Source organism: Dactylosporangium sp. McL0621 (genome assembly GCF_049995355.1).
In the GTDB taxonomy this organism is placed as follows: domain Bacteria; phylum Actinomycetota; class Actinomycetes; order Mycobacteriales; family Micromonosporaceae; genus Dactylosporangium.
Map to the genome: position 1 here is coordinate 8,030,529 of NZ_CP188259.1, position 26,937 is coordinate 8,057,465.

Annotated in this window: 23 protein-coding genes; 10 read left to right on the forward strand and 13 right to left on the reverse strand. The window is 72.3% G+C overall.

The window, feature by feature from the left end; all coding sequences use genetic code 11:
• Positions 1-320: 320 nt before the first annotated feature.
• Together ACPPVO_RS37970 and ACPPVO_RS37975 are read right to left on the reverse strand one after the other, a co-directional pair.
• Positions 321-1,742 carry an ABC transporter permease subunit gene (locus tag ACPPVO_RS37970; protein WP_426503395.1) on the reverse strand — a complete coding sequence of 474 codons (1,422 nt, stop codon included), beginning with the start codon at positions 1,740-1,742 and terminating at the stop codon, positions 321-323.
• Complete coding sequence (locus tag ACPPVO_RS37975; RefSeq protein WP_426503397.1) at positions 1,739-2,659, reverse strand: ABC transporter ATP-binding protein; 921 nt, start codon at positions 2,657-2,659, stop codon at positions 1,739-1,741. Before ACPPVO_RS37975 ends, ACPPVO_RS37970 begins: the two co-directional genes overlap by 4 nt.
• 87 nt (positions 2,660-2,746) lie before the next feature.
• On the opposite strand from ACPPVO_RS37975, the gene ACPPVO_RS37980 reads away from it, so the two are divergent.
• From ACPPVO_RS37980 to ACPPVO_RS37990, 3 genes are all read left to right on the forward strand, one after another.
• Positions 2,747-3,409, forward strand: coding sequence for a response regulator transcription factor (locus ACPPVO_RS37980; protein WP_426503398.1), 663 nt, complete (start codon positions 2,747-2,749; stop codon positions 3,407-3,409).
• A complete protein-coding gene (locus ACPPVO_RS37985) occupies positions 3,406-4,497 on the forward strand; it encodes a sensor histidine kinase (protein ID WP_426503399.1) in 1,092 nt (363 codons plus the stop codon). Before ACPPVO_RS37980 ends, ACPPVO_RS37985 begins: the two co-directional genes overlap by 4 nt.
• Positions 4,498-5,419: 922 nt before the next feature.
• On the forward strand, positions 5,420-6,160 hold the full coding sequence (locus tag ACPPVO_RS37990; protein ID WP_426503400.1) for a hypothetical protein: 741 nt from the start codon (positions 5,420-5,422) through the stop codon (positions 6,158-6,160).
• 283 nt (positions 6,161-6,443) lie between these two features.
• Here the strand turns inward: ACPPVO_RS37990 and ACPPVO_RS37995 are convergent, their stop codons facing one another.
• Genes ACPPVO_RS37995 through ACPPVO_RS38005 form a run of 3 tightly spaced genes read right to left on the reverse strand, consistent with a single transcriptional unit; the run spans position 6,444 to position 8,352 of the window.
• Positions 6,444-7,130 carry a response regulator gene (locus tag ACPPVO_RS37995; protein ID WP_426503401.1) on the reverse strand — a complete coding sequence of 229 codons (687 nt, stop codon included), beginning with the start codon at positions 7,128-7,130 and terminating at the stop codon, positions 6,444-6,446.
• Positions 7,127-8,020 carry a sensor histidine kinase gene (locus tag ACPPVO_RS38000; RefSeq protein WP_426503402.1) on the reverse strand — a complete coding sequence of 298 codons (894 nt, stop codon included), beginning with the start codon at positions 8,018-8,020 and terminating at the stop codon, positions 7,127-7,129. Before ACPPVO_RS38000 ends, ACPPVO_RS37995 begins: the two co-directional genes overlap by 4 nt.
• Positions 8,017-8,352: a hypothetical protein gene (locus ACPPVO_RS38005; RefSeq protein ID WP_426503403.1), complete on the reverse strand. Its 336-nt coding sequence runs from the start codon at positions 8,350-8,352 to the stop codon at positions 8,017-8,019. The genes ACPPVO_RS38000 and ACPPVO_RS38005 overlap by 4 nt, the downstream gene beginning before the upstream one ends.
• A gap of 155 nt (positions 8,353-8,507) precedes the next feature.
• Here ACPPVO_RS38005 and ACPPVO_RS38010 point away from each other — a divergent pair, with 155 nt between their 5' ends.
• Together ACPPVO_RS38010 and ACPPVO_RS38015 are read left to right on the forward strand one after the other, a co-directional pair.
• Positions 8,508-9,686 (forward strand): multicopper oxidase family protein, encoded by a 1,179-nt coding sequence (locus tag ACPPVO_RS38010; RefSeq protein WP_426503404.1) that lies wholly within the window; start codon positions 8,508-8,510, stop codon positions 9,684-9,686.
• 11 nt (positions 9,687-9,697) lie between these two features.
• Positions 9,698-10,045, forward strand: coding sequence for a multicopper oxidase domain-containing protein (locus ACPPVO_RS38015; RefSeq protein WP_426503405.1), 348 nt, complete (start codon positions 9,698-9,700; stop codon positions 10,043-10,045).
• Here the strand turns inward: ACPPVO_RS38015 and ACPPVO_RS38020 are convergent.
• Entirely contained in the window at positions 10,038-10,916 is an 879-nt protein-coding gene (locus tag ACPPVO_RS38020) for a GNAT family N-acetyltransferase (protein WP_426503406.1), read from the reverse strand. The genes ACPPVO_RS38015 and ACPPVO_RS38020 overlap by 8 nt on opposite strands.
• 95 nt (positions 10,917-11,011) lie before the next feature.
• Here ACPPVO_RS38020 and ACPPVO_RS38025 point away from each other — a divergent pair, with 95 nt between their 5' ends.
• On the forward strand, positions 11,012-12,250 hold the full coding sequence (locus ACPPVO_RS38025) for a hypothetical protein (protein WP_426503407.1): 1,239 nt from the start codon (positions 11,012-11,014) through the stop codon (positions 12,248-12,250).
• Positions 12,251-12,253: 3 nt separating this feature from the next.
• On the opposite strand, the gene ACPPVO_RS38030 is transcribed toward ACPPVO_RS38025, so the two are convergent.
• Positions 12,254-14,125: a glycoside hydrolase family 5 protein gene (locus ACPPVO_RS38030; protein ID WP_426503408.1), complete on the reverse strand. Its 1,872-nt coding sequence runs from the start codon at positions 14,123-14,125 to the stop codon at positions 12,254-12,256.
• A gap of 67 nt (positions 14,126-14,192) precedes the next feature.
• Between ACPPVO_RS38030 and ACPPVO_RS38035 the strand changes: the two genes are divergently transcribed.
• Together ACPPVO_RS38035 and ACPPVO_RS38040 are read left to right on the forward strand one after the other, a co-directional pair.
• Positions 14,193-15,677: a hypothetical protein gene (locus ACPPVO_RS38035; protein ID WP_426503409.1), complete on the forward strand. Its 1,485-nt coding sequence runs from the start codon at positions 14,193-14,195 to the stop codon at positions 15,675-15,677.
• Between the two features lie 11 nt (positions 15,678-15,688).
• Positions 15,689-16,750, forward strand: coding sequence for a hypothetical protein (locus ACPPVO_RS38040; RefSeq protein WP_426503410.1), 1,062 nt, complete (start codon positions 15,689-15,691; stop codon positions 16,748-16,750).
• A 190-nt stretch (positions 16,751-16,940) separates the two neighbouring features.
• On the opposite strand, the gene ACPPVO_RS38045 is transcribed toward ACPPVO_RS38040, so the two are convergent.
• Both ACPPVO_RS38045 and ACPPVO_RS38050 read right to left on the reverse strand, forming a co-directional pair.
• The gene (locus ACPPVO_RS38045; protein WP_426503411.1) at positions 16,941-17,174 is read right to left on the reverse strand and encodes a PHP domain-containing protein; all 234 of its coding nucleotides are present in this window, start codon (positions 17,172-17,174) and stop codon (positions 16,941-16,943) included.
• 32 nt (positions 17,175-17,206) lie between these two features.
• A complete protein-coding gene (locus ACPPVO_RS38050; RefSeq protein ID WP_426503412.1) occupies positions 17,207-17,704 on the reverse strand; it encodes a protein-tyrosine phosphatase family protein in 498 nt (165 codons plus the stop codon).
• 910 nt (positions 17,705-18,614) lie between these two features.
• Between ACPPVO_RS38050 and ACPPVO_RS38055 the strand changes: the two genes are divergently transcribed.
• On the forward strand, positions 18,615-20,024 hold the full coding sequence (locus ACPPVO_RS38055; RefSeq protein ID WP_426503413.1) for an IS1380 family transposase: 1,410 nt from the start codon (positions 18,615-18,617) through the stop codon (positions 20,022-20,024).
• A gap of 197 nt (positions 20,025-20,221) precedes the next feature.
• On the opposite strand, the gene tnpB is transcribed toward ACPPVO_RS38055, so the two are convergent.
• The 3 genes from tnpB to ACPPVO_RS38070 form a co-directional block, all read right to left on the reverse strand.
• Entirely contained in the window at positions 20,222-21,601 is a 1,380-nt protein-coding gene (gene tnpB / locus ACPPVO_RS38060) for an IS607 family element RNA-guided endonuclease TnpB (RefSeq protein WP_426502596.1), read from the reverse strand.
• A complete protein-coding gene (locus ACPPVO_RS38065; protein WP_426502595.1) occupies positions 21,598-22,176 on the reverse strand; it encodes an IS607 family transposase in 579 nt (192 codons plus the stop codon). The genes tnpB and ACPPVO_RS38065 overlap by 4 nt, the downstream gene beginning before the upstream one ends.
• Positions 22,177-22,540: 364 nt before the next feature.
• The gene (locus tag ACPPVO_RS38070) at positions 22,541-23,278 is read right to left on the reverse strand and encodes an SDR family oxidoreductase (RefSeq protein ID WP_426503414.1); all 738 of its coding nucleotides are present in this window, start codon (positions 23,276-23,278) and stop codon (positions 22,541-22,543) included.
• A gap of 95 nt (positions 23,279-23,373) precedes the next feature.
• Here ACPPVO_RS38070 and ACPPVO_RS38075 point away from each other — a divergent pair, with 95 nt between their 5' ends.
• Entirely contained in the window at positions 23,374-23,826 is a 453-nt protein-coding gene (locus ACPPVO_RS38075; protein ID WP_426514773.1) for an RrF2 family transcriptional regulator, read from the forward strand.
• Between the two features lie 183 nt (positions 23,827-24,009).
• Here ACPPVO_RS38075 and ACPPVO_RS38080 read toward each other — a convergent pair whose 3' ends face one another.
• Positions 24,010-26,928, reverse strand: a complete 2,919-nt coding sequence (locus ACPPVO_RS38080; protein WP_426503415.1) for a glycoside hydrolase family 3 C-terminal domain-containing protein — start codon at positions 26,926-26,928, stop codon at positions 24,010-24,012.
• Positions 26,929-26,937: the final 9 nt, after the last annotated feature.

Genomic DNA, 26,937 nt, shown 5'->3' on the forward strand with positions numbered 1-26,937 from the left:
CATCGCAACGACAACCACGGCGCGGGCATTCATGCATCCCTCCAGCGCGGCAGCAGCGCGGCCATCGCAACGACAAGCACGGCACGGGCACTCATGCATCCCTCCAGCGCGGCAGCATCACGGCCATCGCAACGACAAGCACGGTGCAGGCATCCATGCGTTCCTCCGAAGCGGCGGCAACACCGCCTGCGCAGGCGAAGCCGTCGCGGTAACGGCATCCCGCCGGCACAACGGGAACGCGGCAGCGCGATGAAGCCGTCCACGCCTCCCCCGGCGCGGCCCAACTGCGGCCGGCGCGGCGGCGAGTGCGGCGCCGGCGTTCATGCGTCCCTCCGGCGCAGGAGGAATGCGGCCAGCCCGAGGGCGGCGGCGGTGTAGGCGCACAACACGGCGAGACCGGCCCACGGTGACAGGGGAAAGTAGCCGTAGGCCGGGGTGTACACGGTGTCGACCTGCGGGTACCGAATCAGCGTCTGTTGCACGGCCAAAGCGGCCGCCGGGGTGAACGTTGTCAGCCAGTTCGCCATGGCCGACGGCAGGAACGGCGTTCGGGCGAGCAGGTGGGGCAGCACGGTGGCGACGACGACGGCGGTGACCGCGGTCGCGCTGCGGCGCAGGATGGTGCCGACCGCCAGGGCGAGCACGGCGGTGACGGCGAGCACCGCGGCGGTGCCGGCCTCGGCGCGCAGCAGGGCGCCCGGCGAGGCCGGGAACACGTAGATGCCCAGGCCGCGTACCACCCGCAGCCAGAGCGGCACCCCGATCACGGCGGCGGCCAGGCTGGTCGTGAAGGTGACGCCGGCAAGGACGGCGGCCTTGGCGGCGAGCACCCGGCCCCGGCGCGGGGCGGCGCCGAGCGTGGTGCGGATCAGGCCGTACCGGTACTCGGTCGTGATCATCAGGGTGGCCACGACGACGATCACGATCAGGGCCGGGAAGGTGCCGAAGAGCAGGTCGGCGGCGGAGGCGCCGACGGCGATGTCGTTGCGGGTGGCCGGGGCGAGGTCGCCGGCTCCGGTCACGGTGAACCCGTCGGCGGTGGGTTCGAACCCGCCGGGCATTTCCCGGGGGTACCCGCCGAAGGTCGCACTGCCCGCGCCCACCTGGCCGCCGCTCCAGTCGGCCTCCGGCCAGCCGCCCGTGAGCTCCGGCGCGCCGAAGTCCGCGGTGGCGGCGGCGAGGCTGGTGCCGAGCCCCTCCACCTGTGACGGGCAGGCCACGAACAGGCCGGCGTCGACGGTGGCCGGCAGCCCCGGAATCCGCACGGTTTCGGTGGCTGTCCAGTGCGTGCCGTCGGCCGAGGCCTCGCCGGTGATCGTGTCGCCGGCCCGGGTCAGCCGCAGCCAGCGCGGCGCCTCGACCGGCACGGCCCGGTCGTGGACGTAGTCGTGCTGCATCCGCGCGCCGTGGCCGCCCGTGACCATGATCGCGGCGTACCGTGCGCCGAGCGCCGGCCCCGCGCTCACGATCAGCCCGGCCTTCGCCCACGGCGTGGCCGCGCCCGCGAACCCGACGGCGACGGTGATCCGGCCGTCGCCGGTCAACGGGCGGTGCACGAAGTAGTACCCGTCGACGACCGGCCCGCCGTCCGGCCCGATCGGCACCGGCCGGGTCTGCTCGGGCGGCCCGCCGCCGAGGCCGGTCACCGGGAACACCAGGATCATCAGCGCCGCGATCACGGCACCGCGCACCCAGCCGGGTACCGATCGGAACTTGGTCCACTCCGCCCGCAGCGCGCTCACGACTCCCCCGCCCGGTACTCGACCGACTCCCGGGTCAGCTCGAAGTACGCCTCCTCGAGCGTCGCCCGGTGCGGCGTGAGCTCGGAGAACGCCACCCCGCCGGCGGTGAGCACGGCCGCCACCCGCTCGGCGGGCAGGCCCCGGACGCTGAGTTCGCCGCCGGTGGCGGCCCGCACCTCGGCGCCCGCGGCGGACAGGGCCGCGGCGGCCGGCTCCGGTGCACCGGTGCGCACCCGGACCCGGTCCCCGGAGGCGGCCGCGATCAGCTCGGCGACGCCGCTGTCGGCGATGACCCGGCCGCGGCCGACCACCACCACGTGGTCGGCCATGCCCTGCAGCTCGCTCATCAGGTGGCTGGACACGAGCACCGCCCGCTGCTGCCCGGCCAGGGCGCGCAGGAAGCCGCGCAGCCACACGATGCCTTCGGGGTCCATGCCGTTGAACGGCTCGTCGAGCATGATCGCGGGCGGGTCGCCGAGCAGTGCGCCGGCGAGGCCGAGCCGCTGGCGCATGCCCAGCGAGTAGCCGCCGGCGGCGCGGCGGCTCGCCGGGCCCAGTCCGACCTGCTCGATGACCTCGTCGACGCGGCGGCGGTCCAGGCCCTGCGACCGGGCCAGCCACAGCAGGTGGTTGCGCCCGGTGCGGGCCGGGTGCAGTGCGGCGGCGTCCAGCAGCGCGCCCAGGTGGCGCAGCGGGTGGCGCAGCGACCGGTAGGGCCGGCCGCCGACCAGGGCCCGCCCCGCGTCGGCGGCGTGCAGCCCCAGGACGATCCGCATCGTGGTGGACTTGCCGGCGCCGTTGGGGCCGACGAACCCGGTCACCCGCCCGGGCCCGGCGGTGAACGTCATCCCGTCCAGCGCGGTGGTGGCCCCGTACCGCTTCCGCAGTCCGGCGACCTCGATCGTGGCGTCACTCATGGTTGGCAGTTCTACGCCGCGGCCGGTGACAGCCAGGTGTGCACGACTGTCACCCGGTTGTCACCTTCCGCCTGGCAGATTGATGGCATGAGGGTGCTGGTGGTGGAGGATCATCGGGCGCTGAACGCGCTCATCACGGCCGGGCTGCGCCGCGAGGCGATGGCCGTGGACGCGGCCCTCGACGGTCACGCCGCGCTCGATCAGGTGGCCGCGACCCGCTACGACGTCGTGGTCCTGGACCGTGACCTGCCCGGGGTTCACGGCGACGAGGTGTGCCGGCGGATCGTCGCGGGCGGGACGGGCACGCGCGTGCTGATGCTCACCGCAGCCGGCGCCGTGCGCGACCGCGTCGAGGGCCTGGGCCTCGGCGCCGACGACTACCTGCCCAAGCCGTTCGACTTCGCCGAGCTGGTGGCGCGCATCCGGGCGCTGGGCCGGCGCAGCACCCCCGCCCTGCCACCGGTGCTGGACAACGGCGACCTGACCGTCGACCCCAACCTCCGGGTCGCCTCACGCGCCGGGCGGCGGCTCGACCTGAGCCCGAAGGAGTTCGCGGTCCTCGAGCACCTGCTCGCCGCGGGCGGCCGCGTGGTCTCCGCCGAGGAACTGCTCGAGCGGGTCTGGGACGACGCCGCCGACCCGTTCACCACCACGGTGAAGACGACCATCGGGCGGCTGCGGCTCAAGCTGGGCCGCCCGCCCGCCATCCACACCGTCCGCGAGGGCGGCTACCGGATCGGGGAGCCATGAGGCCGAGGCGCCGGCTGCGCACCCGGCTCGCGTTCCTGCACGGCGGCGTCGCCTTCGCCGGCGGCGTGCTCCTGCTGGCCTTCCTCGACGTCCCGCTGCTGGCCGCGGGTCACACGACCGGACCCGGCGGAGACCGGAGCACGAGCAACCTCGGCGAGGTGCTGCGCTACGACGCCGTCGCCCTGGTCGCGATCGCCGGCCTGTCGGGCGTCGTCGGCTGGCTCATCGCCGGACGCGCCCTGCGCCCCCTGGCCGTCCTCACCGCTTCCGCCCGCAACATGTCCGCGGACAACCTGACCGCCGCCCCGCGCGTGCCGGCCGTCTACCGGGAGTTCGACGAGCTCGCCGGCACCCTCGACGGCCTGTTGTACCGGCTGCACGGCGCGCTGACCGCGCAGCGGCTGTTCGTCGCCAACGCCTCCCACGAGCTGCGCACGCCGCTGACCGTGCAGCGGACCCTGCTCCAGCTTGCCGTCGCCGACCCCGCCGCCACCGCCGAGACGCTCCGCGGGGCCTGCCACGAGCTGCTGGACCTCGGCCGGCAGCAGGAGCACCTGCTCGACGCGCTGCTCACCCTGGCCGGCGGCTACCGGCCGGTCGAGCGCTGGGAACGGTTCGACCTGGCCGGCCTCGCGCGCAAGGCCGCGCTGGACCAGCGGGCCGCGGCCGAGGAGCGCGGCATCCGGGTGAGCACCGAGCTGGAGCCGGCCGCCGTGGCCGGCGACCCGACGCTGGCCGCGAGCCTCGTCACGAACCTGGTGGACAACGCGGTGCGGCACAACGTCGCCGGCGGCACCGTCGAAATCGCCACGACCGCCTCGGGCCGCCTCGCGGTGCGCAACACCGGCCGCCCGGTGCCGCCGGGCGAGATCGGCCGCCTGTTCCAGCCGTTCCAGCGCCTCGGCGCCGACCGCACCGACCAGACCGACGGTCACGGCCTCGGCCTCGCCATCGTCGCCGCGATCGCCCACGCCCACCGCGCCCCGCTCACCGCCCACCCGGGCCCGCACGGCGGTTTACAGATCACCGTCGACTTCCCGCCGGCACACGGGGAGGCGATGGCAGACGACGAACCGGCCAGCACCTAGCCGACCAGCGCACCCACCGGCCGCCTCGCCGGCGCCAGCGTCGGCCTTGAGCCGGCCTCAGCCTTGAGTCCCCCTCGCCTTGAGTCCGCCTCAGCCTCGAGTCCACCTCAGCCTCCAGTCCGCCTCGCCTTGAGCCCGCCTCAGCCTCCAGTCCGCCTCGCCCTGAGGCCGCCCCAGCCTCCAGTCCGCCTCGCCCTGAGCGTGAGCCCGCCTCAGCCTCCAGTCCGCCTCGCCCTGAGCCCGCCTCAGCCTCCAGTCCGCCTCGCCCTGAGCCCGCCCCAGCCTCCAGTCCGCCTCGCCCTGAGCCCGCCCCAGCCTCCAGTCCGCCTCGCCTTGAGCCCGCCTCGAGTCCGCCTCAGCCTTGGGTCAGCGTCGGCGGCGGGCGCACCCTCGCCAACACCTCATGCGCCCACCCTCGGCCGGCGTCGGCCTCGACGGGATGACGGCCGCTGCTCTTGCCCACGCGGCGGCCCTTCGACGCCATACGCGGCCGGGCGCCGCGCCGCGCGCGAGCCGCGCCGTAGGCGGCGGGCAGGCGCAACAGCGCGGCGCCGACACCCGCCGGGCATCGCCAGGACCAGCTCCACCGAACGCCAACGAACACGCGTAGCAGCACGGCGCCGCCAGACCCGACGCGGCGCCGACACCCGCATGAGCCGGGCACCGCCAGGACCAGCCTCACCCAGCGCCTACGAACACGCGTAGCAGCGCATGAGCCCGGCACCGCCAGGATCAGCCTCACCCAGCGCTGGAGAACACGCTCAGCAGCGCGCCACCCGCACCCGGTCGGGCGCCCCGGGACCAATCCCACCCAACGCCAGCGAGCCGGTCCAAACCGGGCGGGGCGCACCGCCAGCAGCTTCGCCAGCCGGCAAATTCCGGGCCTGGATTCCGTAAACTAGCTCCGCTACCATCGCTCGATATGTGGAAATATTTCAATGTGCGGACCACCGCGACCGTCGCCGCCGTTGTGGGGCTCGTTGTTGCGGTGGTGCCCGGCACCGCGTCGGCGGCTGCTGCTTCCGCTCCCGGCACGGTGAACACCGCCGGGTCTCCGCTCACCGTTCGCTCGGGGCCCGGTACCAGCTATGACAGCTGGCGTACCGTCGCCGACGGGGCGGGCGTCACGCTCCTGTGCCAGACCAGTGGCGAATCGGTCACCGGCACGTACGGCACCACGAAGCTGTGGGATCTGCTGTCCAACGGTGGCATGGTCTCCGACGCCTACATTTACACGGGCTCGGACGGCCAGGTCGTGAACAACTGTACGTACGTCGGTGACGAGCCGGCGTCGAAGAAGAACCCGCGCGCGGCCAACGGGGCCATCAACTGGGCGTTCCAGCGCTACGGCTCGTCGGCGTACGAGAACATGTGCCTGTCCTTCGTCGCCCAGGCGTACGGCTGGGGCGGCTCCGGCTGGAACACGGCCGAGATCGGCGGCGACTGGGAGTCCAGCCACGGCTACCTGCACACCACCGGCATCCCGCCGCGGGGCGCTCTGACGTGGTACCACAACTCTACCGGCCAGGGCCACGTCGCCATCAGCCTGGGCGAGGGCAAGGTCGTCAGCACCTCGGTCTCCGGCCAGGTCGGCGTCGCCGGCTACACCGACCACGGCATGTACCGCGGCTGGTCGGTCGCCTATCTGCCGGCCGCCTGGTAGCCGAGGGGTCCGGGCACGACGATTCCGGCCGGCCGCGCGACCGGGCGGCCGGCCGGTCGGTCGTCGCGGCCGGCCGGCACGGGTTCGGCCGTCGGGGGTGGAGCCCGGCCCACGACGAGCGGAACTCGTCATAGCCGATACATCAGTGGACCTGCCGTGGGCGACCATACGAACGGGCCGACGACGGCGATCCAGGCCGCCAGGTTCGCGGACGACAGCCGATCAAAGCCAACGAGAAGCAATGGCGACCTCGCACCCGCAAGGGCAGGAACAGTGGTGTTCCTCAGGGGTTGGGTGGATGGTGTGCGGATCCGACCGTTACGAGTCCGGTTTCGTAGGCGATGACGACGAGTTGGGCGCGGTCCCGCACGGCGAGCTTGGTCATGATGCGGCTGACGTGGGTCTTGGCCGTAAGCGGGCTCAGGAAGAGGTTGCCGGCGATCTCGTCGTTCGAGTGACCGCGGCCGACCAGGGCGAGCACTTGGCGTTCCCGGCCGGTGAGCCGATCGATGCGGTATGCGGTTGCGGCCGTGTTGGGGCGGCCTTTGGCGGCGATGTCGGCGATGAGGCGGCGGGTGACGCTGGGTGACAGGAGTGCGTCGCCGGCGGCGACGATCCGTACGGCTTGGACGAGTTCTGCGGGTTCGGTGTCTTTGACGACGAAGCCTGACGCGCCGGATCGCAGTGCCTCGTAGATGTAGTCGTCGGACTCGAAGGTGGTCAGGATCAGCACGCGGACGCCGGCGAGGTGCTGGCTGTCCGCGATGCGTCGGGTGGCTTCGAGTCCGTCGACTCCTGGCATGCGGATGTCCATGAGGACGATGTCAGGGCGTGTGGTCGTGGCGAGGCTCACGGCCTGTTCTCCGTCGGTGGCCTCCCCGACGACGACGATGTCGTCGGTGTGCTCGATCAGTGCGCGGAAGCCGGCGCGGATGAGGGCTTGATCGTCGGCGAGCAGGACGCGGATCATGATGCCGTCTCGAGCGGAAGGTGCGCGGTGACCTCGAATCCGCCGCCCGGTGCTCGCCCGGCGTCGAGCCTGCCGCCCGCGGCGGTGGCCCGTTCCCGCATGCCGATGAGGCCGTGTCCGGCCGCCGTGGGGGCAGGGGGCGGTCCCGACCCGGTGTCGGTGATGCGCACACATACCTCATGGTGGCCGTAGGTCAGGTGCACGGTGGCGGTCGCCGGCCCGGCATGGCGGATGGCGTTGGTCAGCGACTCCTGGGCGATGCGGTAGGCGGCCAGGTCGACGGTGGGCGGCAGAATCCGGGGCGGGCGGCCGGTGGTGACCACGGTGGTCGGCAGGCCGGCCGCGGTGACACCGGCTACCAGGGCGTCGAGGCGATCCAGCCCCGGCTGGGGTTGCCTGGAGTCCGGGTCGTCGGCTTGGCGGAGAACGGCCAGGATCGCGCGCAGCTCACGCAGGCCGTCCTTGCTGGCGATCCTGATGGCCCGTAGTGCCTCGGCGGCGGGCCGCGGAAGGTCGCTGCTGACGTAGGAGGCGACGCCTGCCTGGACGTTGATGGTCGACATTGTGTGGGCGACAACGTCATGCAATTCGCGGGCGATACGCAGCCGTTCGGCGTCAACGCTGCGGCGTGTCGTTTCTTCCTGGGTCCGTTCGATCAACTCTGAGCGCGCCCGGACCGCTTCGATATAGCGACGCCGGTTGGCGCCGGCGATCCCGGCGAGCACCGCGACGGCGACCAGGCCGGCCAGCGCGATGTCGCCGCTGCTGATCCGGTCGGGACCGGCAACGACCACCCCTCCCAGCGCGACGAGCGTCGCGAATGCGAGGCCAACCGCTTGCAGGGTGGAAACCGTCAACGCCACGGTGTACAGCGCAATTGGCGGGATCACCAGAGCCGCGTAGCCGATATACCCCAGGCCGCGAAGGCCAGCACGCCGGCGAGCGAGACGCCCAGGACCACCCGCGGACGGCGCCGCCGCCAGACGAGCGCCAGCCCGGCCGCCACCACCAGCGAGTACGCCCAGGTCGGGGCCGGAGTGACGACCTGTCCACCCAAGATCCGCGCGGCCTCGGCCGAGGGATTCGACTCGCTGTGGCAACCCCATACCGTGACCCCGGTCACCGCAAGAGCCAGGCCGACGTCGACGCCGAGCGGCGGGACCCGCCACCTGACGCGGTCCGCGACTCGTCGAGCACCGTCGGCAACCTGTGCGGTAGTCACGATGCAAGGCTAGATCGAGCGGCCGGGTAAACGGCATCGGTTGCAGGAAGGCCGCGTCGTACTCCCGTCGGTGTACGCCAGACACATCTCCGGGAGCAGCGGAAGCCTCCCGCCAGGCGACGCGCGCCGACCAGGAACGTCGCGACCCTGGTGACATGAAGATCGTCCTGCGCCCCGCGGTGCCCGCGTCGGCACGCCGACTCGCCCGGCTGCTCCTGCCCGGAAGGACGCAGTCGTCGACGACGGCCCCGTCACGCCGGACCGGCGAGGCAGGGCCGGCGACCGGTGAACGGCGTCCGCAGCCCCACCAGAGCGGGCCGGCCGTCACCATGAGCCGCCGCGCCCTGATGCGGACGGTCGGCGCGGCCGGGGGACTCGCCGTCATCGCCGGCTGCACACCATCAGACGGAAGCGGCACCAAGCCCTCCGCGGGGCAGCACACGCACGACAACGGCCGAAGCGGCCAGTACAACGACACCCACGGCGATGGACGGTCAGCCTCGTCCGGCCGCGACGACCCGAACGCCGACCTCCAGACGCTGAGCAGCGAGATCGCGATGCCCGCGCAGTTCCGGGCAGCGCTGCCGATCCCGGCCCGGCTGCCGCCGGCCCGGAGCACCTCCGACACCGACTACTACGAGATCGTGCAGTCTCCGGCGACCGCGGAGATCGTCCCCGGCCTGCGGACGCCGATCATGGGCTACAACGGCACCTTCCCCGGTCCGACCATCGTGCAGAACGCGGGCCGCCGCGTGGTCGTCACCCACAAGAACGCACTCGCGGTGCCCACCGTCGTCCATCTCCACGGCGGGACGACCCCCTACGAGAGCGACGGTTACCCCACCGACTTCGTGCTGCCCGCCGCGGCCTACGGCACCTTCGCCGCCATGCCGGCCATGCCGGGGATGCCGGCCATGGACGACCCCGGAGCCATCGTCAGCAAGCTGCAGCGCGACTACACGTATCCGCCGCAGCCACGCGCCGGGACGCTGTGGTACCACGACCATCGCATGGACTTCACCGGCGCCAGCGTCTACCACGGTCTGGCCGGCTTCCACATCGCGCACGACACCGAGGAAGCTTCCCTGCCGCTGCCCCAAGGAGCCCGCGACGTACCACTGATGATCACCGACCGGGCCTTCGCCGCCGACGGCTCGTTCCGCTACCCCGCGCTCGACCCCACGATGCACACCACCCCCGGTGTCGACCAAACCTCGACCAACGGCGTCATGGGCGACGTGATCCTCGTCAACGGCGCACCGTGGCCCCGGATGGAAGTGGACACCGCCCGTTACCGGTTCAGACCGGCACGATCACCCCGACCTCCGCCATGACCCGGCGGACCATGAAGTTCCACCGAGGCAGCGACGGCGCATGGCTGATCAACGGGCGCATGTTCGACCCGGCATACTCACACGCCGACGTACCCGCGGGCAGCACCGAACTGTGGACCGTCGTCTCGGACTTCCACCACCCGTTCCACATCCACAACGCCACCATCCAGGTCATCTCCCGCGACGGCAACGCTCCCGGACCCTACGACCAGGGCTGGAAAGACACCGTTTTCGTCAACAAAGGCGAACGAGCCCATCTCGCCATCCGCTTCAGCAACTACAAAGGCCGCTACGTCTTCCATTGCCACAATCTCGAACACGAAGACATGGGCATGATGGCCACCTTCCGCATCACGTGAGCACGGCCGGGGCCTCGTGCCGGTACACGACGACGTGCTGGTCGACGACGAAACCGGCGTTCGCGTAGACCGACGGCGCGCCCGTCGGGTTGGCGGCGTCGGCGTCCAGGGTGGCTCGTTCGAAGCCCGCCCCCGCGGCGGCCGACAGGACCTCGGTCAGCAGGGCGGTCGCGATGCCGCGGCGGCGGTACTGCGCCGCGGTGCCGACCTGGCCGATGTAGAGGGAGCCGCGGTCGTACGGCAGCACGTACGCGGTGATGGCGTCCCCGTCCAGGGCCAGCCGGGCCAGGTCGGGCCGGAACGAGGCCGCCCGCACGGTCGCGTCGGCCCATTCGTCGAAGGTGCGCTCCTGGTAGCCCCACAGGCCCCGGAACGCGTCGCAGTGCACGCGGTACAACTCCTCCGCCCGCGCCGGATCGAAGGCCGCGCCCGGCGGAACGGGGCCGCCGCCGGTCGGGGCCGACATCTCCAGGAAGTACCGCATGGGGGTGAAGCCGAGCCGCTCGTAGAGGGCGACCGCCGGCTCGTCGCCCACCGTCGCGAAGACCTGGGCGGACCAGGGGGCGGACCGTTCCAGTTGCCAGGCCAGCAGGTCCCGGCCCAGGCCGCGGCCGCGCCACGCCGGGTGTACGCCGCCGATCAGTTCGACGTGGTCGCCCCCGGCGGGCGGGCGGGGCACGAGGCCGACCGCGACCATGTTCCCGTCGGGGTCGAACAGGGCCCGGGTGTGGTCGCAGCGGCGCAGCTCGTCCTCGAACTCCGAGACCGCGAACTCGCCCCGGCCGCCGCCGGCCGCGATGGCCGTGTTGACGAGTTCGGCGACCGCGGGGGCGTCGTCGAGGCGGCACGGCCGTGCGTGCAGGTCCGTCATGGCACTCCAAAAAGGGGCACGGTTGTTCCCGGAATAGTGCCAGGATCGCTGCGGGCGGCCGGGACTCGGCCCGGGAGCAGTTTACGGTCCGGGGCATGATGCGAGCCCGCACCGGTACCGTGGTGGCGCTGTCGGCCGCCGTGGTGGCGGCCGCGGCCGTCCTCGCCGCGCAGCTGATCAGCTTCGGCGCCCCGCCGACCGCGTACGCCGCGGCCGCGTTCGAGCGCGCCGGGCCTGTCGTGGGGCCGGGCGAGAACCCGCTGTACGCCATCCAGGCCGTCCTCAAGGGACAGTCGGAGGCGATGGTGCAGGGCGACCGCGACGCCTACCTGGCCGCGTTCCCCGCCACCGAGACGCAGCTGCGCGAACGGGCGGGGCGGCGGTTCGACTCGCTGGCCGCGCTCGGCGTGCGGCGCTGGGACCTGGCCACGAACGGGGTGCCGGGGCAGTTCAACGGGCTCTGGCGGGTGCCGGTCTCGATCGGGTACTGCTTCGACGTCCCCGACTGCACCCCCGTGCCGCTGCTCGTCGACACCGACTGGACGGTCGCGCACGGGCGGGTGCGGCTGGCCGGCTGGGAGCAGACGAACCGGCCCTGGGACACCGCCCGGCTGACGGTCCGCCGCGGTGAGCGGGTCACCGTCGCCGCGGCCGAGTCCGTCGACCCGGACCTGTTCGACACGCTGCTGCGCGCCGCCGAGGCCGCCGCGCCGGTCGACGATCGCGTCGCGTCCTCGTTCGGCGGGCCGCCGCGCCGGTACCTCGTGTTCGTCGCCGGTGACGAGGAGTGGGCGAGCTGGTACGACAGCGACACGGAGAACGCGGCCGCCTACACGATCCCGTTGCAGCCGGGCACCTCCGACGTGGTCGTGGACCGCCGCTCGATCCGGGGCGAGGCGTGGAACCGCACGCTGATGACCCACGAGTTCGCGCACGTGGTCACCCTCGGCGGCACGCGCCCGCCGTTCGGGGCCTGGTGGCTGGTCGAGGGCATCGCCGAGTACGTCGCCAACGGCGACGGCACGGCGCTGCGCGACGACCTGCCGTCGGTCCAGAAATATCTGAAGGCGGAGCGCTGGGACGGTACCGTCGCGCTCGGCCCGCCCGCCGACGGCGCCACCCTGGACGACACGGTCGCGCGGTACGGCATCGCGCTGCTCGCGGTGACGTACCTGGCCCGGCAGTTCGGCGAGGCGAAGATGCTCGCGTTCTTCGCCCAGGTGGTGCGCCGGGGCGCCACCCTTGACGCCGCGGCGACGTCGGCGCTCGGCGCGACCTGGTCCACGGTGGCCAGGGACGCCGCGGCCTCGGTCCGGGCCGCCGCCGCGCAGTGAAAGTTACAGCGGGCGGCAGTACAGGGCCGCGGGGGCGCCGTTCGAGCCGACCCGGCGGGTGAAGGCGATGCCCGCCGCGTACTCGCCGTCGCCGCACTGCCCCTTGTAGTGCCCGGAGGCGAAGTCCCCGCCGGACGCGCCCGCCGGCCGGTTGTCGCCCCGGTCGAACCAGACAGTCCGGCCCCCGGACCCCGGCAGCGGCGCCGGGGCGCACAGGGCGCTGGACACGGCGGCGCCGCGCACGGCGTACCCCACCAGGAACGACCCGTCCGGGCACTGCAGCTTGGTGTAGCCGCCCGCCCAGTCCGCGGTCACGAAGCGCTCGTCGGTGACGACCACGGGTGCCGCCCCGGCCGGCCACGACGGCGCCGGCCCGGCGTCGGTGCACAGGCCCCGGTTGCCGTCGCGGGCGAGCCCGGCCAGGCGCTGCCCGTCGGGGCAGGCGGCCTTGCGCGCGCCCGGGTCCCAGTCCGGCCGCGCCCGCATCCGCAGCGACTGCACGAAGTCGCCGTGGTCGGGGCTCAGCATCGACCAGCGCGGCACGGGATCGACGACGCCGGTGCGGCCGGGCGCGGCGACGAGCCGGTGCCAGTCCGCGGCCCGCCAGTCCCCGCCGTCGTCGATGCCGAGCAGGTGCCCGGCCCGGTCCCAGCTCAGCAGCGCCCAGCCGTTGCCGGTGCCGTTGTCCTGCCAGCCGGTCAGCGGCCAGTACGCGAAGTCGGTGTCGTGGGCGACGAGGAAGTCGACGAAGTTCGCGAACCAGGCGCGGCCCTTGGCGTCGGTACCGAACCGGCCGATGCCGAACTCGCTGACCCACAGCGGCGCCGTGTAGTGCCGGGCGGCCTCGTCGGCCACGAAGAAGGCCTGCTGCTCCAGCGTCGCGAACAGCTCGTCGCGGCTCAGGTCGCGGTAGCGGGGGTCGCTGGTCTCGCCGACGCCGGTCGCGCCGCTGTGGTGCGGGCCGGTGTAGTCGTAGAAGTGCGCGGAGAGCACGAGCTTGCCGGAGCGCACGAGCGCCGGCGAGAGGGTGCGCACCGGCTCCAGGGTGGGCCGGCCGTGCGCGAACCCGTCGACGGGGATGCCGGTCCAGTTGATGCCCTCGACGACGATGAGCAGGTCGGGGTTCGCCTCGGCGAGGATGCGGTCGCCCAGGCCCTGGGCCGCGGCGAACCAGTCGTGGCCGTCGCCCGAGCCCCAGTTCGGGTCGTCCCACACCGAGCGGCGGACCTCGTTGTAGAGGTCGGCGCCGACGACGCGGGCATTGTCACGGTACCGGCGGACCATGAAGAGCCAGTCGGACTGCCAGGCCTCGTCGGACTGGCTCGCGTTCCACCGCTCGTTGCCGTCGACCCCGCAGCACCAGCGGGTCGTGTTCGTGTGGTTGTTGAGGATCACCGCGAGCCCGGCCCCGGTGAGGGCGGCGACGACCGCGTCGTAGACCTGCAGCGGGGTCAGCCCGGTGAGCTCCGGGTTGGCCGCGACCGCCGCGTCGGCGACCGGGCGCTGGTCGTGCACCATCTCGTTGGAGAACGGCAGCCGGACGCTGTTGATCCCGGTCGCAGCGAACTCGGCGACCAGGGCGGGCAGCGGCACCCGGTCGAGGCCGAGCGGTACCCGCCCCGAGTTCTCCCCCGCGTGCTGGTTCGCGTCGGCCTCCGGGTCCCCGGAGCCGGTCCAGGTGCCGCTCGCGCCGTGCCAGTTGCCGGCCTTGAGCTTGAACCGGCGGCCGGCGGCGTCCACGATGTACCGGCCGCGGGTGCTCAGCGGCGGCGTCCACGAGGGCGTCCCCGACGGCTCCGCGGCGGCGCTCGCCGGTGGACCGATCGGCGTCAGCAGGCCCGCCACCAGGGTTGCGACGAGCAGGGCCGCCTTCATATCGATGAGCGTAGCTGAACCGGGGCCGGATTGGTGATTGCGCCGGATCGCTGGTAAGACTCGGGGGGTGATCGTGCGCGGATGGTTCCGGGGGGCCCGGCGCTGGTGGCCGGCGGTCGCCGGGGCGATCGCGCTCGGCGCGGCCGCGGTCGTGACGCTGCCCTGGTCGGCGGCGGCCGCCGAGACCTCGATCCAGGACACCGCGCGGGGCACGGGCACCGGCCAGGTGCAGTTCTCGGCGGGCTGGCACTTCTGCAGCGGTACCTGCGGCAAGGCCAGCGACCGCAGCTACGTGTGGAGCGAGGTCACGGGCGCTACCGCCACGATCCGGTTCACCGGCCGGCAGATCAGCCTCTTCGGGGTGAAGGAGCCCTTCTCGTACATCGCGACGGCCACCATCGACGGCGGCGTGCCGGCGGACGTCGACGAGTACGCGGCCACGGCCACGGCCACCGCGGTCAAGGTCTGGGTCTCCCCGTCCCTGGCCGACGGCCCGCACACCCTGGTGCTGCGCATGACGAACCGCAAGCACCCGGCCTCGGCCGGCGGCCGGTCGTTCACGTTCGACCGCGCCGACGTCCTCGGCGGCTCGGCGACGCCCCCGGCCCCGTCCCCGCCCGCGAAGTCCAGGGCGGCGCCCCCGCCGTCCTTGCCCGCGGCCACCAAGTCGGCGCCGTTCCCGCGCTCCGGCCGCGCGTCGGGGCTGCCGTGGTCCGACGGCGGGTACTTCCTGCACGACCCGGCCCAGGCCGACGCCTTCGCCGCCTGGCGCGGGCGCCCGGTGGACAACATCGTGGCGTTCCCCGCCCGCGAGACCTGGCCGCTGCTGCTGGACGAGTGGTGGGCCGACACGGTTCCGGCCTCGTTCCGCGCGACCCGGGACGACTTCATTGTGGCGGTACCCCTGTGGACCGACGACGGCAACGCGGGGACCGACGCGGACTGGCGCACCCTCGCGGCCGGGATCGCCGCCGTGGACGGCGACGCCTACGTGCGCCTCGGCTGGGAGATGAACTGCTGCAAGTCCCTGGCCACCGACGCGGCCGCGTGGCGGGCCCAGTTCGCCCGGGCGGCGGGCCTGCTCAAGGCGGCCGCGCCGAGCCTGCGCATCGTGTTCAACCCGAACGAGGGCGCGAGCGAGCCGAACCTGGTCGCGGACGCCTCGACGCTGTTCGTGGACGGCCTGGTCGACGTCGTGGCAATCGACGCCTACGACTGGTACCCGGCGTACAGCACGTCGGATGTGCACTTCACCAAGCGGTACGGCTGGAACTGGTGGTACGACTTCGCCCAGTCCAAGGGCCTGCCGTTCGCCCTGGGCGAGTTCAGCGTGGCGACGGGCGACCCGGGCGCGGGCGGCGACGACCCGGCGTACTTCACGAAGGTCTACCACTGGCTGTCGGCCAAGCAGAAGGCGCGGCCGGGCTCGATCGCCTTCGTGTCGCTGTTCAACGAGCCGGACACCTACTGCCAGTGCAACGTGTACCCGACCACCCCGAACCCCGCCGCCGCGGCCCGCTACCGCGAGGTCGTCAACTCCCTCACCGGCTGAAGGCGGCGCACGTGACCGACTACGGGATGCTGCTGCACGCGTACGGCCGCGCCCTCGACACTCCGGCCCACCTGACCGCCCTGACCGGCACGGACCCCGACGCCCTGCACGCCGCGCAGCAGCACCTGTGGGGCGCGATCATCCACCAGGGCACCCCGTGGACCGCGACCCCGCCGGCGGCCCTGGCGGTCGCGGCCCTGCTCGGCGGCGTGCCCGACCCGGCCGTACGCGCCAACCTGCTCAACTTCCTGACCGCGGTCGCGCATGCGGCCCAGCCGAGCCTGGACCTGACCGGTTTCGTGGAGCCGCCGGACGCCGACGCGCGCCTGGCCGCCGCCCTCGAGGCCGACGACGACGAGACGATCTACGGCGAGCTCGGTGACACGGTCTACACCCGCGCGATCGCCGGCTGCCGCTCGGTCGTCCCGGCGCTGCTCACCACGGCGCGGGCCGCCTTGGCCGATGCCGACGCGACGGTACGCGCTGCGGCGGCCGCCACCGTCGCGGCCTGCGCCACGGCCCTGCCGCCCGGCACCGCGAGCCCGGCCGAGGCACTCGCGGCCCGGGCCGCGGACGCCGCCGACGCCGACGAACGGGCGGCGCTGGTTCTGGCCCTGGGCGACCTGGGCCTGTCCCCGCGCGCCTTCCTGTCGGACCCCCACCCGGGCGTGCGAGCCTGCGCGGCGCTGGCCCCGGCCCTGGCCGACGACGAGGCCGCGACGGAGGAGATCCTGACCGCCCTGGCGAACCCGGCCGCGATCGACACCTGGTTCACCGTCAAACCGCCCCAGTTCCCGCAGCGCATGCGCATCCCCTTGATCGCCGCCGCCGTGGCGCGCGTGCCGGACCCCTCACGGCTGCTGGAGGCCGCGCTGGCGCTGGCCCCGATCGCGTCGATCCACACGGCCCGCAGCGACTGGGGCGTCCTGCTGAAGGCCCTGCCACCGGAGCAACGTTGCGTGTACCTGCGCGCGCTCGCGGCCAACGAGGACCTCTGGGATCCCAGGAACGGCAGCGCCGGCCTGGTCTTCCGCGAGGCGGGCCTGGCGTACGACCGCACCGCGTACCTCTGACCGCGCTCTGCGTTCGCTCCTGCTCAGCGTCAATCCACCCGGGGCCAGAAGTCGTGCGGCCGGCGGCCGGGCCGGAATCCATGGGCTTGCGCCATCCGGACCGCCGCCTTGAACCCGTGCCCGACGGCCGCGGGCAGATGGGCGTCGCTGCCGAAGGTCACCGCGTCCCCGCCCTCCTCGTGCCACCAGGTCAGGATGGCCGGGTACAGCGGAAGGCGGGCCCGTCCGCCGCAGACAGCGCGGTGAGGTGCTCGTTCACGTACGGTCCGTCGACGGCGACGGGCCAGACCGTGTGGTCGAGGTGTTCGGTGAAGGCGATAGCCGCAAGCCCGAGTCGTGTCGCCTCCGCGCAGGTTCGTTCCATCGAGGCCAGCGGAGCGTCCCAGGACCATTCGCTGTGCACATGACTGTCGGCGGGCAGCACCACCCAATCTTGCCCAGCGCTGCGGCCGGCCGTCAGCTCCGCGCTGGCGGGGTGAGGAGCTTGATCGGCCATGCGCGCTGTGCGGGGGTGTCGGGAACGGCGTGGCCACGGGCTCGTTCGAGCCGCTGCCACGCTGCTTCTGCCGTGACACCGCCGAGGACGAGGATCCCGGCGGCGAGCAGCGATGCGCGGCCGATACCGAACCGGCAGTGGGTGACGACGTGGTCCCCGGCGCGAAGCCGCCCGGCGAGCCGTCTCAGCTCGGGCAGAACGGCGGCCGGATCGGGAACGTCACGGTCGGGGATCGGGATGGACACGAACTCCAGACCGGCGTCCCTGGCGGCGTCGGACTCGTCGGCGAGGTCCACTTCGTGGATTTCGGCGGCGGTGAGCGCGCACACGAGAATATCGACGCCGGCCGCGCGTAGTGCGGTCAGTTCGTCGGTGAGCCAGTCGCCGCCGCGGGGTTTGGCCATGGTGCTGAGCCGTCCGGGCCCGGGCTGGTCGATGGTGAACAGGGTAGGGCGCATCTGCTTTCCGTCGTCGGTGAGTCGTTGTCGACCAGTATCCGTTGCCGGCGGCGTTTGGGGATTCTCAGCCGTCGTAGACCCGAACTGGGCGCCTGCCGCAACGACGCCGAAGCGACATCGCTGGCGGATGCACGCCCCGACCGCTGGATCAATCACGCGATGGCCGGAGCACAAGGACGACGTCCGAAGCCGGCGAGCCCTCCACCGAGGCGCATGACCAGCAAGATCAATTACGGAGTTTGGCGCCAGAACTCCGAGGTCACCGACGAAGACGCGTGTGCGCTGTGTGCAAAATCCCGCCCGGATTCAACTCTCACCGGGGCGCCGACGGACTGCCGATTCACCCCCCTCGCGGGTGCCCTCCCTGACAACACCGGCCGGGTGCCGTCCCCGACGACGCCGGCCCGCGCGGACGACGCCAGCCCACGCCGGCGCGCGGGCGCTCGGGCGCTTGGGCGCTCGGGCCAGCGTGTATTTGCCCAGCACCCGCCCAGGCCAACCCGGCACGCACCTGCCAGCGCCCACCCGGGCCAGCCGGGCGCACACCTGCCAGCGCCCACCCGGGCCAGCCGGGCGCACACCTGCCCGGCGCACACCTGCCCAGCACGCGCCCGGCAGACGCCGCCCAAGCCAGCCCGGCACACGCCGCCCAGCGCCCGCCCAAGCCAGCCCCGCAGTCGCCGACCGAAAATGCCAACCCGGCATCGCCAAGCGACAGCCGCGATGGCGAGGCCAGAGGCAAGGAAGCCGACGACGTCAGGGCTAGCAAACCCCGAACCTTCAGGGCTAGCCCGGGCGTTTCAGGATCGGTGATTCACGAGATGGACGTGAAACGCGAAAGTGCCTTCTGAACTGGGACAATGAGGCTTGTCGAAGGTCTCATCACGCCCGTACGGAAGGCACTTTCTGGATGCAGGTTACCCGGACCCGACCGAAACTCACCGTCACTGCAGACGGCGCCGGCGTGGTCTCCCACGCCGGGACCCGGCTCCTGGCCGACCTCGCTGACGCCACAGGTCTGACCCAGGCGTTCAGCGACGCCCTGACAGGGTTGCGGCGGCGGGACACCGGCCACGACCCGGGTCGCGTCGCTGTCGACGTGGCGGTGATGCTCGCCGACGGCGGGCAGAGCATCAGCGATCTGGCCGTGCTGCGTCAGCAGCCGGCCGTGTTCGGGCCGGTCGCCTCGACCCCGACCGCGTGGCGGGTCCTGGCCGGCACCGGCGAGGCGCAACTGGCCGCACTACGCGCCGCCCGGGCCCAAGCCCGGGAACTGGCCTGGGCGCAGGCCACCGAGACCGGCCGGGTGATCCCGGCCGCACGGGCCGCCGGCCGCGACATCCCCGGTCTGGTCATCGACATCGACGCCAGCGTGGTGCTCTGCCACTCCGAGAAAGAGCAGGCCGCGCCGACGTTCAAGCACACGTTCGGCTACCACCCGATCTTCGGGTTCCTGGACAACACCAACGAGGCCCTCGCCGGCATCCTGCGGCCCGGCAACGCCGGCAGCAACACCACCGCCGACCACATCGCCGTCCTCGACGCCTGCCTGGCCCAGATCCCCGACCCGCACCGCCACGGCCAGCCGATCCTGGTCCGCGCCGACACCGCCGGCTCCAGCAGCCAGGTCCTGGCCCACATCCGCGCGCTACGGACTCAGGGCCTGGACATCCGCTTCTCCGTCGGCCTCGCCATCACCGAACCCGTCCGCGCCGTCCTCGCCCGCATCATCGACGAGCCGGACCTGTGGATCCCGGCCCTCGACCAGGACGCCGACCTGCGCGACCACGCCGAGATCTGCGAGATTACCGACCTCATCGACACCACCGCCCACCCCGACGGCACCCGCGTCATCGTCCGCCGCGAACTGCCGCACCCCGGCGCCCAACTGTCGCTGTTCGACCACATCGTCGGCTGGCGCCACCAACTCGTCATCACCGACACCCCCTACGGGCACGGCCCGATCCAATACCGCGAAGCCCGTCACCGCGCCCACGCCCGGGTCGAAGACCGCATCCGCTGCGGCAAACAGACCGGTCTGGGCCGCTTCCCCTCCCGCGACTTCGCCATCAACGCCGCCTGGCTCGAACTCGCCCTGACCGCCATCGACCTCCTCGCCTGGACCAAAACCCTGCTGCTGCACCACGAACTGGCCGCCGCCGAACCGAAGAAGCTGCGCTACCGGCTCCTGCACGTCGCCGCACGGGTCACCCGCAGCGGCCGCCGGACCCGGCTCCGCATCGCCGAAAACTGGCCCTGGACAACAGATCTGGCCGACGCCTTCACCCGGATCGCCGCACTCCCACGGCCGATCACCTGAACCAGGAAGTCAATCCCACCAACCGAAAGGGCCGCGGAGGACCCCGATCCCAGCATCGGGCACCCCAAGCTGCCCAGGTCACCAGCCCGACCCAGCCGGCCGTCACCTCAACATGATCAACCCATCGTGAAAGAGGCGGGCTAGCAAACCCCGAACCTTCAGGGGTTCAGGGCCAGCAAACCCCAAACCGTTACCTTTCAGTGTGCTTTAGCAAGCACACGATCAGTAGTCCTGCCTTGCGGCGGGACGGTCCCGGTCTGACCGGCTGATGCCGTGCCGGGTTGACGTTTCGCAGCCACCTGCCCGCGTACGCGGGTCTTCTGGTCGGCTCCACGTCCAGCCGCCGGGCCACTCCCGGCGGTGTCGAATTCAGCCGCGAGCGCGGCTAGGTTCAGGGCGGCGTTGCGGTCCCGGTCGATGACCAGACCGCACGCCTCACAGCAAAATTCACGCTCCGCCAGGGACAGCTTGGATTTCACTGTGCCGCAACCAGAGCAGGTTTTCGACGACGGGTACCAACGGTCGGCGATCAGAAGACGCCCACCGTTCCAGTCGGTTTTGTACGCCAGTTGGCGGCGGATCTCGGCGAAGCCGGCGTCGGTGATGTGCCGAGCCAGCTTGCGGTTGGCGAGCATGCCTGTGACGTTGAGGTCTTCGACCACGACCGTGCCGTGCTCGCGTGCCAGCCGGGTGGTGAGCTTGTGCAGGCCGTCGCGGCGCAGGTTCGCCACCCGGGCATGGGCGCGGCCGAGCCGGGCCGCTGCGCGTTCCCACCGTTTCGACGGCCGCCGCCCGATGCGTCGGTCCGGCCCGGTCTTGCGGGACAGCGCCCGGCCGAGTGCCCGCATCTGCTGCTGCGCGGTCACGAGGTGTCGGGGATTATCGACGAGTTCGCCCGTCGACAACACCGCAAGGTGTTTGATTCCGACGTCCACGCCGACCACGGAATCCTGCGGGGCCGGGCGGCGTTCGGCGTGTTCGACCTCGACGGTGAACGACACGTGCCAGCGTCCGCCGTCACGCCGCGCCGTGGCGGACATGATCCGGGCGGTGCCATTGTCGAGGCGACGGGCGAGTTTGCGGGCGGACTCGTGCAGCTTCAGCCGACCCAGCCGGGGCAGGACCACATGCGTCCGGTCCGGCTCGACCCGGATCGCGCCGGTCGTGAACCGCACGCTGGGTGTGGTGCGCCGACGGGACTTGAACCGGGGAAAACCGACCGGCCGTCCGGCGCGCTTGCCGCTGCGGGAGTCGGCCCAGTTCTTCAAGCCGCGCGCGAGGGCGTCCAGGCCGGTGTTGAACGCTTCTTTGGACACCTCGGTCCACCACGGCGCAGCATCGGACTTCGCGGCGTTCCACGCCTTACGCAGCCCGGCAAGCGACCACGACAGCGACGGTGTCAACAGTTCGTCCGGCACACCGTACGAGCGTTCGGCCGTGCGCTGCTCCATCACCGCCTTGACCTTCGCGAGTGCCCAGTTGTGGGCAACCCGGGCAGCTCCGGTATGCGCCAGCAAGTCGCGTTCCTGGCTCGGGGTGAGGTCGAGCGCGAATCGGTACGCCTGGATCGTCTTCACGTCGGGTCCTCGGCTGACGCTTCGACGGCCCGGCGTGCCCGGCTGGCTGCGGCCCGGCGGCCGTAGAGCCGGGCGCACAACGACGTCAGGATCTCGGTCACGTCGCGGACCAGGTCGTCATCGACCTCGGCCGGATCGACCACGAGCAGGCGACGGCCCTGCGCCGCCAAGGCGGCTTCGACGTACTCAGCGCCGAAGCGGGCGAACCGGTCACGGTGCTCGACCACGATGGTCGACACCGCCGGGTCGCGCAGCAGGGCGAGGAACTTCTTGCGGTGCCCGTTGAGCGCTGACCCGACCTCGGTCACCACCCGATCCACGGCGAGTTTCTGGCCCGTGACCCAGACGGTCACCCGGGCGACCTGCCGGTCCAGGTCCGGCTTCTGGTCTGCCGAGGACACTCGGGCATACACCACGGTCTGTCCGATACCGGTGGTCGCGCCGGTCAGCGGCTCGCCCACCATGATCAGCCTGCCAAGACGGTACGCGGGAACGGGCAGCGTTCCGGACTCGTAACGCCGACGTGCTGTCGCGTACGAGATACCCGTGGCCGCTGCCCATTCCTTCAAGTTCACACCGACAACTATAGTCGACTACTGAGCACTACTGGCGACTGACACGCAAGCAGCGCAAGCCCCCGGACCCCGAACCACCGCTCCGGCCGAACCGCCCAACCGCCGACGTCAGGGCGAGCAAACCGGCCGAGCCCCCGAGCCGCCCCAGGTCAGGGGCAAGATCACGAACCGTCTCGCGGTTACCCGCGCGTACGAGCCGCGAAGTCGACCCCAACCCCGCCCAGCCGGACCAACGCCGCGAGAGCGGAAAGCCGCCCGAGACCCCCACGCCCGCCGTGCCGTTCCGTTACCCAAGACGGTACCGGTCCCGGAAAAGTCCGATCTTGACGAAAACGCGGAGGGTGACAACCGCAGGGACGCTGGGTCAGCGCGACGCCAGCCATTCGTTGTACGTGATTTCGCCGATGTGGGCGCCCGGGGCTGTTACCAGGGAGTCGTCGGTGATCACCGCGCCGAAGTACGGGGCTGTCGGGTCCGTCACCACCGTCTGGGTTGACGTGACGGCGCGGCGTACGAAGTCGTCCAGGCCGATCTTCTCCGGGCCGCCCAACTCTACGATCCCCTTCGCCGGCTCGCTCTGCACGACGTCGGCCAGTGTTGCCGCCACGTCGTCCGCTGCCACCGGCTGCAGTTTGGCCGGGGTCAGGTGCAGCGTGCCGTCCGGGCCGGCCGACGACGCGGCGATGCCCGCGGCGAACTCGAAGAACTGCGTGGCCCGCAGGATGGTGTACGGCACCGGGGCCGCCGCGATGAGCCCCTCCTGCGCGACCTTCGCCCGCAGGTACCCGCTGTCCGGCTCGCGGTCCGCGCCCACGATCGACAGGGCCACGTAGTGCCCCACGCCCGCCCGGGCCGCCGCGGCCAGCAGGTTCGTGGTCGACGTCGTGAAGAACGCGAGCACGTCGTCGGGGGCGAACGACGGCGAGTTGGTGACGTCCACGCTCACCTCCGCGCCCGCCAGGACCTCGTCCAGGCCTACGCCCGCGATGGTGTCCACGCCCGAGCTCGGTGACGCTGACACCGCCTCGTGGCCGGCCTGCTCCAGCAGGGCGATCAGCTTGCGGCCGATGAGCCCCGTGCCGCCGAAGACGACAACCTTCATGACTGTGACCTCCCGAGTAACTCGGACAACTTTTATCCGAGAACAACTGTACTCGGACACCACCTATCCGAGTCAAGTACGATGGGCGGGTGAAGATGTCGGGCGGCGTCGAGTGGGCGCTGCACTGCTGCGTGGTGCTGACCGCGGCGCCGGAGCCCGTGCCCGCGGCGCGCCTGGCCGAGCTGCACGACGTCTCGGGCAGCTACCTGGCCAAGCAGCTGCAGGCCCTCGCCCGCGCCGGGCTGATCCACTCGGTGCAGGGCCACTCCGGCGGGTATGCGCTTACCCGGGATCCGGCGAATATCACCGTGCTGGACGTCGTCACGGCGGTCGACGGGGCGCGGCCGGCCTTCGTGTGTACCGAGATCCGCCAGCGCGGCCCGCTGGCCACCCCCGCCGAGGCGTGCACGGCGCCGTGCCCGGTGCACCGCGCGATGATGGCCGCCGACGACGCCTGGCGCGCGGCCCTGCGCGACGTCACCATCGCGGACCTGGCCAGCGACGTCGGGGCGGGCGCGTTCGACGGCATACGAAGCTGGCTGAAGTAGCGAGAGAACGGCACACGAGGCTGGCAGAAGTAGCGAGAGAACGGCATACGAAGCTGGCAGAAGTAGCGAGAGAACGGCACACGAAGCTGGCAGAAGTAGCGAGAGAACGGCATACGAAGCTGGCAGAAGTAGCGAGAGATAGGGCCGGCGCCACCCCACACGCGACGCCGGCCCCGGTTCACATCAGCGCAGCGAGAAGGTCGACAACCGCGCGGAGCCGCCGAACACCAGGTACACGTCGTGCCGCCCCGACACCCGGGGCAGCCGTGCACTGACGTCGGCATAGGTGTACACGTCCGCGGTGGCCGGAAGGTTCACCGTCGCCAGCAGCCGGCCGTGCACGGGATCGTCCAGCCGCACCTGCAGCGTCGTCCCCGGGCCCGCGGTGCGGGCCGTGAACGTGCCGCCCCGCACGTCGGCGCCGGCGTAGCGCAGCCACTGCCCGGCCCCGGTCGCCGCGACCGCGGTACCGGACGTCTTCGACTCGTCCACGAGCGTCGTGCCCGAGTACGCGTCGAAGTTCGCGGCCCGCACCGAGCGCAGATCCCGCGGCGGGATCGTGTCGCCGCGCACGCGCAGCTGCGCGGTGGCCCGGATGTCGGCCGAGGAGGCGCCCACGAGGATGTCGTGCGTCGCGTCCTCGACGACCCAGCGGTCCCGGGTCACGTCCCAGAACCGCAGATCCGTCGCGGCCAGACTGAAGGTCACCCGTTTCGTCTGACCGGCCTCCAGGTGTACCCGCTGAAAGCCCCGCAACGCCTTGACGGGCTGGGGCACCCGGGACTGCTGCTGGTGCGTGTAGAGCTGCACGACCTCGTCGCCGGCCCGGGTCCCGGTGTTGGTGACGTCGAGCGTGACCTGCACCGTGCCGCGGTCGTCCATCGCGGGCGCGCTGAGCTGGACGCGTCCATAGTGGAACGTGGTGTACGACAGGCCGTAGCCCATCGGGTAGAGCGGGTCCACGGTGGAGTACTGGTAGGTCCGCCCGGAGCCGATGATGTCGTAGTCCATGATGGACGGCAGCCCGTCGGCGGTGCGGTACCACGTCTGGGTCAGCCGGCCGGCCGGGTTGCGGTCGCCGTAGAGCACGTCGGCGAGCCCGTGCCCGGTCTCCTGCCCGGCGTGGCTGGTCCACAGCAGGGCCGGGGCGTTGGCCTGCTCCCAGTTCAGCGCGGTCGGGTAGCTGTTCTCGACGACCACGACGGTGTTCGGGTTCGCGGCCTTGACCGCGCGCACGATCGCCTCCTGCCCGGCGGCGAGCTCGAGGTCGGTGCGGTCGTGGTCCTCGCGGCCGTTGATGAACGGCATGGAGCCGACCACGACCACTGCCGCGTCGGCACCCTTGGCCGCGGCGGCGGCCGCGTCGACGCCGGAGCTGATCACCTCGCGGGTGAACTCGGTCGCTGTGTCGGCGGTGGCGGCCCCGAGGTTCAGGGTGCCGTCGGGCTGGACGACGACGTACGGGTTGCGGTACGACGGCGCCCAGTCGAACGCCGACTCGTAGCCGGCGTAGCGCAGCACGACGTTGCCGTCGGGCCGGGGCTCCAGCTTGAACTGCTGCTGGACGAACCAGCCGTTGGGCTGGGCCTGGTCGGCGGCGAAGCCGGACCAGTTGTAGCCGACGGTCTTGCCGTTGGCCGCGTTGCGCAGGGTGACGATCCCGGCGCCCCAGTCGAACACGTCGTACTGCGCGCCGGCGGTCGCGCTCGCCCCGGTGGCCGCGAGCAGGCCGCTGTCGCCGACGACGTACCGGCCGGTGCCGGCCTGCCTGAGCGCGATGCGGTCGACGCCCTCGCTGAACGCGACCTGCGAGCGCTCGGCGATGCCCTCCCGGGGGGTCACCGCGTAGGGGGCGGCGCCGCCGTACCAGTCGCTGTAGACAGTGTCGGCGAGCGGGCCGACGACGGCGACCTTGCCGCCCGGGCGCAGCGGGAGGACGCCGGAGTTCTTCAGCAGTACCGCCGACTCCGCCACGCTCTGGCGGGCCAGCCGCTGGTTGTCGGCCACGGACGGGGTGACCCGGCCGAAGGGTCCGCCGCCGGGGTCGAACTCGCCGAGGCGGAAGCGCAGCCACAGGTTCTGCTTCACGGCGTCGTCGATGTCGGCGACGGTGAGCAGCCCCTGGTCCAGCGCGGTGCGGATCGCGGCGACGGTCGCGTCCGGGTTGGTGTTGTCCTGGGTGAAGCTGTTGAGGCCGGCCTTGACGGCGGCGGCGTCGGCCTCGGCCTGGGTGGCGAAGTAGTGCTCGGAGCCGGTGAGGTTGCCGGGCGCGCCGGCGTCGCTGGGGTTGAACAGCGGGTACCGGCTCCAGTCGCGGATCGCGTCGAGGTCGGGGCTGACCGTGTTGGGGCGGCCGTTGACGAGGTTGTAGGAGGGCATCACGCCCGTGGCCGCGCCGGCCTGCAGCGGGATACGGAAGGCGGTCTCGTCGTACTCGTGCAGCACGCGGGGCGGCACCGACGCCGACGCGGTGTCGCGGTGGGCCTCGTTGTTGTACGCGAGGTAGTGCTTGAGGGTCGGGGCGGTCTTGAGGTACAGCGGGTCGTGGCCGGACAGGCCGCCCGCGTACGCGACGGCGAGCTGTCCCGTGAGCCACGGGTCCTCGCTGTAGCCCTCCTCGTTGCGGCCCCAGCGCGGGTCCCGCAGCGGGTTGACGACGGGCGCCCACAGGTTGAGCCCGAACACGTCGGGGTTGCTCGCGTGCAGGCCGCGGGCCTCGTCGCCGACCGCGGAGCCGACGCGGTCGAGCAGCGCCGGGTCCCACGTGCTGGCCAGGCCGATCGCCTGCGGGTACTGCGTCGCCGGGGCGGTGACGACGTTGCCGTTGTCGTGGTAGTCGTTGGACCAGGCCACGCCGTGCAGGGCCTCGGTCCCGGCCTTGAACAGCCCGATGCCCAGCCGCGGGATGGCGGGCTGGTACTGGTGCAGCAGCGAGATCTTCTCGTCGAGGGTGAGCCGGGCGACGAGGTCGTCGACCCGGACCGCCATCGGCAGGCGGGGGTTGCGGAAGGCCTCCGGTGGGGGTGCCGCCCCGGCGCCGGTGGGCGCCAGGGCGGGGGCGAGTAGGACGGCGAGGGTCGCGACAGTCAGTCGCCTGTGCATGCGGTGCCT